The following is a 10,036-nucleotide window of genomic DNA, read 5'->3' as shown; positions in this document are numbered from 1 at the left end:
GCGTCTATACTCCTAAGATTCGGGCTTATCTCAAGCAGAAAATTGGGCGGGTTATGACCTACGATGAAGTAGCTGACATAGTTGGTCGCCATCTAAGCAGAGTAAAGGTGTGGGAGAGTATGTTTATGATATGGATTCTATAGGAGGGTCGTAATATTGCAAAACCCATATGAAATAATGGATAGGGAGGCTCACCTTTCTATTAGTCTGTCTTTTTGTGTTCACCTTTCTATTAGTCTGTCTTTTTGTGTTTAGTCTGTCTTTTTGTGATGTTTTTGTGATGTTGTTGCTGTCTTTTTGTGATGTTGTTGTTACCAAAACCTTCACATGGGCAGTGCCCCCTGTGTGAGCAAATTGGCGAAGGAGATGAAGCCGGCCATGCCAAGCAGCAAAGAATGGCGAGATGTTAAACAGAGAATTATAAGATTTATCACCTGACCCCTTTTTTATGCCTGACCCTTTCTTTATGCTTTTTTCACTTTTTCATTGACCGGTTCGCCTGAAGCTGGGAGAGGACATCTGCTTGAATCTTGCTTTGAACTACAGGACACAGCTTTTATCACACCTGCGCTTAGCAAATTCACATTGACATTTAGATTATTTTTATTAATTTATTCACCTACATGAAAAACGCGTTGGATCTACCGATTCTGTTAAAAGAAATGGCCCCCGAGATGGGCTATGTCTTTAGCAAAGGGGATCTTGCGCACTTATTTGGCAATCGGGACAATACCACACTGGATGCACGCATGCGAAAGATGATAAGCAGCGGTTATCTGAAGCGGGCGATGCGCGGATATTTTTATACTGAAGGTGCGGCGCTGGAAGATATGGCCTTGAAAATATATCCTGAAGGGTACCTGAGTTTGGGCACAGCCCTCTGCTATCACCAGATGATTGGAACTTCCCCGCGATGGTTATGTCACATGATGACGACGCGCCCGAAGGGTAAGGTCATTAAAACCGATATAGGAACCATTTCCATGAGCAGCCATCAAGCTGAACAGCATTTTGGCATCATCAACGTGAACGGCAGAAGGTATGCCAATAAGGAGAAGGCATTGATTGATGCATGCTATTTTTACCTGCGCGGAAAAAATTTCCATTTAACATCAACAGCGACATCGATATTTCGTCACTGGATCAGGAACGCTTGGAAGAGTATCTATCATGCTATAAAAACTCGAAATTCATCAGCTTCGTTAGAGGGCTAGTTAAAAATTATGGACGATCAACTTGAAAAATCCTTACTGGAAGTCATTACAAAAATAGCGAAACACTTTGGCCCTATGGCAGTGCTAAAAGGCGGCATGTCTCTGCGTCTCCAGGGAATTGACCGTTCAACCATTCATGCCGACTTCAGCTTCCAGCCGTCCCAAAGTAAAAAAGATTTCAGCGACAGCCTCATCGATTTAATGAATGAGATTTGTGATGCGCCGGTCCGGCACTCCATGGATTCAAAAAAACTGAAAATCGATGCCATCTACAATCAGTCGAATATCATTATTGAAGCCAACCCCTATGAAGCTTTCGAGCCGATTGCAATCAGCACGGCGAAACTCGCTAAAAAACACGAACTTCAACCCTGCATTATTTCGGTAGTCCCCCACCCAATGGCCTTCGCCAACAAGCTGGGTGCATGGCTGGAGAGAAGACTGGCGAGAGACCTCTATGATATCTATATTTACATCGAGGTGTTCCGAACTAAACCTGATCCTGATATTCTTGAAAAAAGGATCAGCAAACCCTCTTATACCCGGCAGGTGAAAACAAAACCCAAACTCAAGACCATTGCTGATTTTACCACTTTTCTAAAAAACGAATGTGATCAATTGTCCGCTGAAGAGATTGAACACGAGTTACAGGCCATCATCGCCCCCCAAGAACTGCAGGGCCTCGGAGATGAAATTCAAAGATCGATCAGAAAACTGCGCAGCCTTGAGTAGGTAAATCAACTTACTATTGCTAGGAATTTGATTTTGGGGACGAGTGCCGGTTTAGGACGAGGGGTTGGATTGCTGATGCTTGACTCAGCTTTGCGGCAGGCGAGGGTTGCGTTCGCCCACTCACGCTATGCTGAAGTGCAGCCCTCCTCCTTCGTCGGGCTGAAGTGGGATCGTGCGTTGACGAGTGCGGTGCGGAGCCTAGCGGATGGCTTGGGAAGGCTTGGGATGCGCTGTGTCGGGTGTGTGTCGGGTGTGTGTCGGTTTAGGGCGAGGGGTTTAATGGGGAATGGTCGGTGACGTGATAGAGCACCAAAGCTGAGTCCAGCCTCAGCACTCCAAGCGAAAAAACCTCGCCCCCCGTGTGACCGGGGAATGGGGTTGGAAGGCTGGTGGGTTTTCTGAGGCCGGGTTACTTGCGGCGACGGAGGATGAGGCGAGTCCGCCAAGGAGCAAAAGAATGGCGAGAAGTTAAACAGAAAATTATAAGATTTATCACCCGACCCCTTTTTTTTGACTCCTTTTTTCGGAACCGTGTAGCAACATTGTCCGAGAAGGAGCGAAATGAACTTTTCACGCTGACCGCGGAACCGCGCGGCATGGGCACGATTGCCGTGGTGGAAAAAGACTTCTGGGTCTGCTGGACGCTGAAGCAACTGTTTGAACATCCTGAACTATCCACGCAGCTGATTTTCACGGGGGGCACGAGCCTGTCGAAAGTCTATGGGCTGATCGACCGCTTCTCGGAGGACATCGACTTGGTGTTGGACTGGAGAGTGGTGAGTGAGGTTCAAGACCCGATGGCGGAGCGTTCGAAGACGAAACAGCGCCAGGTCAACGAAGTTCTGAATCAGAAGGCCTGCGCCTATATTGCTGAAAAGATGGTACCATGCATGGAAGAAGCGCTCGGTTCACACTGCGAACTTGAAGTTAAACCGGACGAAAAAGACCAAGGGCATGTTGTTCGGGTTAAATATCCCAAAACGTCGAACTCGGCAGGCCTACTACCCTACATCCAACTGGAAATCGGCCCTTTGGCTTCCTGGCTGCCGCACTCGGAACACACCATCACACCTGACGCTGCAGAAAATTTCCCAGCTCAATTTGATGCCCCGCAGTGCTCTGTTCGTGCGATTGATGCGGAGCGCACCTTTTGGGAGAAAGCCACGATCCTGCATCATGAAGCCCATCGCCCCATAGGTTCAATTATCCCTAAGCGCTACTCGCGACATTATTATGATCTTTGTCTCATGGCCGCCGATGAAACGCTGAAAGCGTCTGCATTAGGAAAGATGGAGTTGCTGGATCATGTTGTCCTTTTTAAGAAAAATTCTACCCTCGCAGCTGGGCTAATTATGATTCTGCAGTCAGAGACACGCTTAAACTAATCCCGCAAGATCATACCCTCAATGCCATGCAAAAGGACTACGCAGCCATGCAAGAAATGATTTTTGGACGTCGCCCGTCTTTTGAAAAGATCATAACTTCACTAAACGTATTAGAAACAGAGATCAACCATCCATGAAATTCACCTAAGCCCAACTTGAATCAGCCATCACCCCCCTTGAGGTCATTGATGATGAAGTTGTAATTATCTGTGGATTGCTGCTGCGACAGCGTAGGACAAGAAAGTAATCGTTGCTTCTCGTGTTCCTTCTTCGGTTGGATATTCCTTGTTGAATATTGGATATTCAAATTCCATGAGAAGTCGCTTGGACTACGGGGCTGGAAGCCCCGGCCACAGAAAAACCCCACACCCGGTGATGGGGAGTGGGGTTGAAAGGATGGTTGGTTTTCCGAGGCCAGATTACTTGCGGCGACGGAGGATGAGTGCGAGTCCACCGAGGCCGAGTAGGGCGGTAGTGGAAGGTTCTGGGACGGCGGCGATTTTGATGTCGTCGAGGATGGCGGTATTCGACGCACTACTGGACGCAGCGACCTTGTCCCAACGGAGCCTCGCCGTATCGGTAAACGTTACTTCGGTATTGAGGATCGTGGTTGTAAAGTCGTACCAAGTGCCCGCGTCGGGGGTCAACGTGCCAGCTTCCGTCGGGTTGTACGAAACGGTGGATACTTTGTCATCGAAAGTGCCGTCTGCCGAGTATTCGAGCCTAACTGCTGAGCCGCTGTTGTCGGTTCCAAACCGGAGAGAGTAGCTGACGTCGATCGACGCAACCCCTTCAGTGAACAGCGTCAGCAGGCCGGCTTCCGTGCTCATGTGCTTGCCTCTGTTGCCACCGATCGCCACGTGCTGGCCGGTCGGGCCACCCGTAAGATTCGAAATAACATTGACCTTGTTTTGGTTCGCTAAGTCCGCAGAGTTGTCCCAATCCGTGGTGTTTGTAACGGCCAGTTGGCCGATGCCGACGCTCTCGAATTTCTCAAAACTATATGTGATGGCGGCGTTAGCGGATATTGCGAGTCGGGCCATTGCAGCTGTGATGGACATGCTTTTTTTCAATTGTTTGTTAATTTTCATGATGTAATAATTGGTTGTTAGTTCTATTATTTTGGTTCTTCGCGAGCTTACCGGATCGATCCACCGTGGATAAAACCGGAATCAATCGCGAACTGGCACGCATTCTGCCCCCCCCGAACTTGTCGATGTTTTTCTTTCTCGACGCCTGCGTGGTTTTCATACAGGCATGAATTGACAACATACTCCATTGTCGAGCAGGTTGCTTCGCACCTGCGCGAGGAAATATTGCGGGGGCATTGGAGTGGGACGATCCCCGGTAGAGGCGAGCTGGCAGCGGAGCTGGGTATGAACACCACAACGGTCGAGGCCGCACTGAAACAGCTTGAGAAGGAGGGCCTGCTGGTGGGCCAGAGTGCAGGTCGCCGCCGCAAGATCGAGTTACCTGAAGAACTGGCCAAGCCGCCAGGGTTGTGGGTGGCGATTCTATGTTACGAGTAAAGCGACTAAACTCAGAATTACCTTATCCACTGCAAGAACAAGCTGGAGGCGGCGGGGCACACCGCCTTCTATGCGCCGAGCCACTTAACGGAACTCAAGATGAACGTGCGGCGACTCGGCCGGATGGTGAAAAAGACCGAGGCGGACGCCTGAGTGGTGCTTGGCGGCACGCGTGAGGTGCTGGGGTGGTGCATGCAACAAAAGATTCCGGCCTTTGCGGACAGTGGTCGACGGCGCAAACTAAAAATCGCAGGGATCGGACCGGACCATGTTCCAGCCCTCACTGAGGCCACGCGACGGCTAATCGACCTCGGAAACCAACGGATTGTGTTGCTGGACAGCCTTTATAAGGTATCGGAGCCGGGAATTGTTGGTGCTGCCTTTCTCGATGCATTGTCGGCTGGCGGTATCACTACGGGCTCCTACAATATGCCGGGTTGGGAGGGTGGGCTGGAAGGACTGTATGCTTACCTTGACTCGTCGTTCCAACGCTCCCCACCCACCGCGATCATAGCCGGCTCCGCTTCCACCTATTTCGCAACGCAAAGTTTTCTGGTGAATCGGGGCATCCGGGTGTCGCAGGATCTTTCCTTGATCTGCGTCGACAACGACCCGTATTTCAGCCAGTGCCAGCCATCGGTCTCGCATATCCGCTGGAGCTCCCAGTCGATAGGAAACCGCATCGTGCGCTGGGTCCGGAATATCAGCGAGGGAAAAGAAGACACCTGCCAGACGATGATCAAAACGAAGTTTGTTGAGGGCGGCACGATCGGGCCGGTGCCGGAGTCTTGAAGTTCGGGAGACTTTTGGAGTACGGACGTGTCTAAGGTCGGAAGGTCTAAGGCGATGGTTAGATCGCGTGGTCGCGATGGTTATTTTTATAAATTGAAGTCACCAGACTTCCTAGGTTTGACTTTGGGACTTTTGACTTTCGACAGCGGGAGGCGCTAGAAACTTGGGAACTTGGGAAGTTGGGAAGTTGGGAACTTGGGAAGTTGGGAAGTTGGGAACTTGGGAAGTTGGGAAGTCGGGGGAATCCTAAATCCGAATCATCAAGTTTTGCTCTGCGGCTCTGCGCGAGAAATGAATTCAGAGCCTCGCTCAGAGACGCAGAGACGCAGAGTTTTTTGTTGAAAGTTGGTAAGCCGGTGGACTACTGGGGCTGGATTCAGCTTTGCGGCGCGCGAGCCTGGGCGAGTGTGGTGTGGAGCCTGGCGGCTGGCTTGCTCCTTTGTTGAAACTATGGTGGTCAGACGGGATGTGCTGGGTGGGATGGGAGAAAGAGAAATATCCAATGTCCAACAAGGAATATCCAACCGAAGGAGGGCACGCGAATCGGCGTCGCTGGCAACCAATACCGAGCCATTCCAAAACACCGTGGTGACGCCTACTACTTGGTCATTGGATATTCCTTGTTGGCTGTTGGATATTGCAACCGCAGTATTGTGTGACTGACTATCATAGAATCATCAGGTTTGGCTCTGCGCCTGTGCGCCTCTGCGCGAGAAATGAGTTCAGAGCCTCGCGCAGAGACGCAGAGTTTTTTAGTGTTGAGCTAGCTAACAAGCCCTAGCCAGGTCGGCGTCCGCAGAGACATTATTAGCCTAGGCTAGTATGGACGAATCCGCTGGCTCCAGGTCTGTTGGAATAACTATTCTAGAATTTCAAGGATTGGAGGTAGGCGATGAGATCGCGGATTTCCTTCTTAGTGAGCATGTGCCCCATCGGAGGCATGGTCGACATAGCCTGTGAAACGGAAGCAATGTCTTTGCGCAGGTGCGTCGACTCTTTCCCATCGGCGAGACTGGTGATGGTGATTGACTCTGGGGTGTCCTTGGCGAGCATGCCGGCAAGTAGGCTACCATCCTTCATGGTGAGAGAAACCATGCCAAAGCCGGAGGCGATCCGGGCATTCGGCAAGATCAATGACTCCAGCAGGTAGGCGGCATTGTGCTTCTTGCCGGCGTTCTTAAGATCGGGGCCAGCGACTCCGCCCTTGCGGTTGGGGTCAGCCTTGTGGCAACGGGTGCACTGTGCTGCGCCGTGACCGTATAAGACGGCGCGTCCTTTGCCGATGTCTCCACCCGCCAGCGTTACTTGGAAGGCGGCAAGCGGGTCGTCCTTGGAGAGTTTCGCTTCGTAGGCTTCCAGAGCTTTGGTTAAGCCGGGATCACCGGCAGCTTTTGCTGTTTCTATGATGTCGAGATGAACCTCGATTGGCTGATTCTCGATGGTCTTCAGCATGGCGAGGATGGATGCGGTGGCTTTCTTGTCCTTGATGGATGCTAGTGCCCGAATGGCGATCTGGCGATCGAAGGGGGATTTGCTCTCGAGCATCCTTTGGGACTCTTTGAGAGCCACTTTGGAAGAGAGCTTGGTGAGGGCTTGCAGGCTGGATCGGCGTACTTCTGGCTCTTTGGCACGGAGGCTTTTCTGCAGAGTTTTGATCAACTTACTGTCCTTGTTATTAAGTAGGTTCTTGAGGGCTGCGAGTCGCACCTCTCGGATGTTGTCGTCATTGAGCAGTTGGGCGCGCAGGGTTTCTTGGGATGTGGAGACGCCGAATTTGTTACCGGTCTTCAGCACCTCAGCGAGGACCTTGCCATTCGCCTGATCAAGCAGCCTCTCGAGGCTTTTGGTGATTTGAGGGCGGACGGTTTCAAGGCTGCGATCGCCGGTTATTGGGCGAATTTTTCCAGTGGTAGGGTCGCCAGCGGGAGGTTTCTCCCAGCGAGCCAGTTGGAACAGGCATTCGATCCGGCTGTCGTCGGGAAGCTTCTCGTTTTCCGCCATGGCAAGGAGGGAGAGGATGCCCTTGGGATTGCCCAGACGAACGATGGAGTTGATGATGCGGTAGTCGATCGGGACCGACGAGGTTCCCACTAGTTGGGTCTGTGCCGCCAGAGCAGCACGGGCACCTTCGATGTATCCGTCGTTGATGGCTTGAACGGTTTCAATCACCAGTGCTGGGTCGGAGTCCTTGAGAAAATGGGCGATGCCGGGGGCAGCGAGGCGGCGGAGTGCGATGATTAGACCAAGGCGAACTTCCGCCGATTTGTGATTCTTGAATTTCAGTAAATCCTCGGCGGTTTTGTTGGCTTCAGCGATCAGGCGAAGTCCGTTCACCGCACCGTGGCGCAGGTAGGCGTCTCCATTGGAGTTCTGTTCGAGGACCTTGATGAGGTGAGGGACGTCTTCCCTATGACCCAGCTTGCCCAGCGCGGTGGCTGCCAGCATGCGGGTGTTTGGGTGTTTGTCAGTGAGTCGCTCGATGAGCGCCTTGCGGCCGATCTGTGCGGCTGAGAAACCTAGAGCCTGAGATGCTTGACCTCGCACGCGCCAGTGCTCGTCCTGAGTCAGTTTTACGAGATTTTCTGTGGAGGCCTTGTCCTTGTGGGTGCGGCTCAACTGGCCGAGACCCCAGACGCCGTGGAGGCGGGTGATGAGTGGATTGGCGCTTGCCGTTGCTGCGACGAAATGCGTGCGGTTTTTCGGAGAGCCGGCGAGGGCAAACTGAGCTCGCTGTCTGACCCGCAAGTCTTGGTGCTGTAGGAGTTGGGCTAGTTTTTCTGGGGAAAGTGAGTCAAATCCATTGGCGAAGAGAGATTTCACTTCGGCGACGACAGGTTTGGCGATCTCGACTGGATTGTAAAATACGAAAATCGTGCCGAAATCGTAGGTTTTCCAACCACCGGTAAAGTCGCTGACGTAGACCTTGCCATCAAATCCGAACTCGATGTCGGTGTTGAGGAATCCTTTGATAAATGTCTCGTTGCTGGCAACTTTGTAGCCGGCACCCATAGGGTTCATTTCGAAGCCAATCACTTCGCTGCCTCCGCCACGGTAATCGCAGACGAAAAAGTTGTTGTCCCACTTTTTGGACAGACCGATACCGGGGTTGTAGGCAAGTCCAGATGGTCCGACGCTGACGTGCCCGGCCGGTGGAAGGAAAGCCTTGGGGCGGTTTTTGGCTTCTATTTTCCACCAAGACTCAGCCATCCACGGAGTTTCGTGCCGTCTTGTGACGTCGATGGCGTGTGGCCAGTTGCGGAAGCTCTGGTTGCCGCGGTTCCACCCCGACATAGCGCCTTCGACCATCTGAACTACCCGTGCTTTGTCGCCCATGTCGGCGTTGTTATCGACAGAGAAGGCGACTCCGTATTGATCAAACGCGATCTCCTTTGGGTTACGGAGGTTGTAGTGGACCACTTCCAGGTTGCTTCCATCGGGCTCCATGCGGAAGATTGCACCACCATACTGGTCGTAGAGATGGCGGCCGTCGGCTGTTTTAAGATCGTAACCGCGGTCACCGATGGTGAAGTAGATGCGGCCGTCTGGGCCAAAGGCGAAGCCGTTGAGGTCGTGCCCGCTGAGGCTGACGCTGATGCCGTATCCTTCTTGCAGTGAGGTTCTGGTGTCGGAGACGCCGTCCCCATTCTTGTCTTCTAGCATCCAGACGTTAGGGATACAGGCGAAGTAGACTTTGCCGTTCGCTGCCATGATGCCGGCTGCTGTGCCGTCGAGCGGGTTGTTGAAACCATCGGCATAGATCCATGATCTCTCCGCCTTGCCGTCGCCATTTTTGTCTTCTAGCACTCGGATCTTCTCGGCGTGCTCGGTGTAGTAGCCTGGCGTCTTCTTGTCGGCATACTTCTCGAGGAGTGCGAGGCGGTCGGCGGTGGTCTTCAGGCCGACCTCGTCACGGAGCCAGTACCAGTTGCGACGGTTGTCTTCGATCCCGCGATCGAAGCGGTGGGTCTCGGCAACGAACAAGCGATTCTGTTCGTCCATTGAAATTGCGGTCGCGTTGAACACATCTGGTTCACGGGCGAAGATCCCGGCCTTCATGTCGTCGGGATAGCTGATGGTGGCGAGGATTGCCTCGTCGGACTCTATGACTTTTACCGGCTCTTCGCTGGCGGTTCCTTCGATTTTTTTCGCTGACGCATCGGGGACAGCTGAAAGAGGGGATAGGGGCAGAAGTAGCAGCGTAGATACTGCTACCATAGAGTGGCGAGATAGGAGAAATTTCATAAATTGATTGAGTGCTATTGCTTGGAAATTTCTAGGAAATTGCTTTTTGTCGGGGGTTTTGTCGAGAACGAAACGGAGAGCCGAGGCAGACTGTACACAAACAGACGGAGAGACAGGCTCACTGCAACCGGTATATAGTTTC

The 10,036-nt window shown here is 52.3% G+C and carries 7 protein-coding genes; 5 read left to right on the top strand and 2 right to left on the bottom strand.

Going from position 1 to position 10,036, the window contains the following annotated elements; genetic code table 11:
* Nucleotides 1-623 precede the first annotated feature (623 nt).
* The 3 genes from BSZ32_RS00465 to BSZ32_RS00455 all read left to right on the top strand — a co-directional run bounded on the left by BSZ32_RS00465 (nucleotide 624) and on the right by BSZ32_RS00455 (nucleotide 3,331).
* The gene (locus BSZ32_RS00465; protein ID WP_105041609.1) at nucleotides 624-1,214 is read left to right on the top strand and encodes a hypothetical protein; all 591 of its coding nucleotides are present in this window, start codon (nucleotides 624-626) and stop codon (nucleotides 1,212-1,214) included.
* 9 nt (nucleotides 1,215-1,223) lie between these two features.
* Complete coding sequence (locus BSZ32_RS00460; protein WP_105041608.1) at nucleotides 1,224-1,946, top strand: nucleotidyl transferase AbiEii/AbiGii toxin family protein; 723 nt, start codon at nucleotides 1,224-1,226, stop codon at nucleotides 1,944-1,946.
* A gap of 542 nt (nucleotides 1,947-2,488) precedes the next feature.
* Complete coding sequence (locus tag BSZ32_RS00455) at nucleotides 2,489-3,331, top strand: nucleotidyl transferase AbiEii/AbiGii toxin family protein (protein WP_206018669.1); 843 nt, start codon at nucleotides 2,489-2,491, stop codon at nucleotides 3,329-3,331.
* A 419-nt stretch (nucleotides 3,332-3,750) separates the two neighbouring features.
* On the opposite strand, the gene BSZ32_RS19520 is transcribed toward BSZ32_RS00455, so the two are convergent.
* Nucleotides 3,751-4,422 (bottom strand): PEP-CTERM sorting domain-containing protein, encoded by a 672-nt coding sequence (locus BSZ32_RS19520; protein ID WP_240610523.1) that lies wholly within the window; start codon nucleotides 4,420-4,422, stop codon nucleotides 3,751-3,753.
* Nucleotides 4,423-4,593: 171 nt separating this feature from the next.
* On the opposite strand from BSZ32_RS19520, the gene BSZ32_RS19935 reads away from it, so the two are divergent.
* Nucleotides 4,594-4,860 (top strand): GntR family transcriptional regulator, encoded by a 267-nt coding sequence (locus tag BSZ32_RS19935; RefSeq protein ID WP_165788550.1) that lies wholly within the window; start codon nucleotides 4,594-4,596, stop codon nucleotides 4,858-4,860.
* 192 nt (nucleotides 4,861-5,052) lie between these two features.
* Complete coding sequence (locus BSZ32_RS00440) at nucleotides 5,053-5,652, top strand: substrate-binding domain-containing protein (protein ID WP_105041606.1); 600 nt, start codon at nucleotides 5,053-5,055, stop codon at nucleotides 5,650-5,652.
* A gap of 864 nt (nucleotides 5,653-6,516) precedes the next feature.
* On the opposite strand, the gene BSZ32_RS00435 is transcribed toward BSZ32_RS00440, so the two are convergent.
* On the bottom strand, nucleotides 6,517-9,894 hold the full coding sequence (locus BSZ32_RS00435) for a PVC-type heme-binding CxxCH protein (protein WP_165788549.1): 3,378 nt from the start codon (nucleotides 9,892-9,894) through the stop codon (nucleotides 6,517-6,519).
* Between the last annotated feature and the right edge of the window lie 142 nt (nucleotides 9,895-10,036).

This window comes from Rubritalea profundi (assembly GCF_002954445.1).
Classification (GTDB): domain Bacteria; phylum Verrucomicrobiota; class Verrucomicrobiia; order Verrucomicrobiales; family Akkermansiaceae; genus Rubritalea; species Rubritalea profundi.
This window is presented reverse-complemented; position numbering and strand designations above follow the sequence as displayed.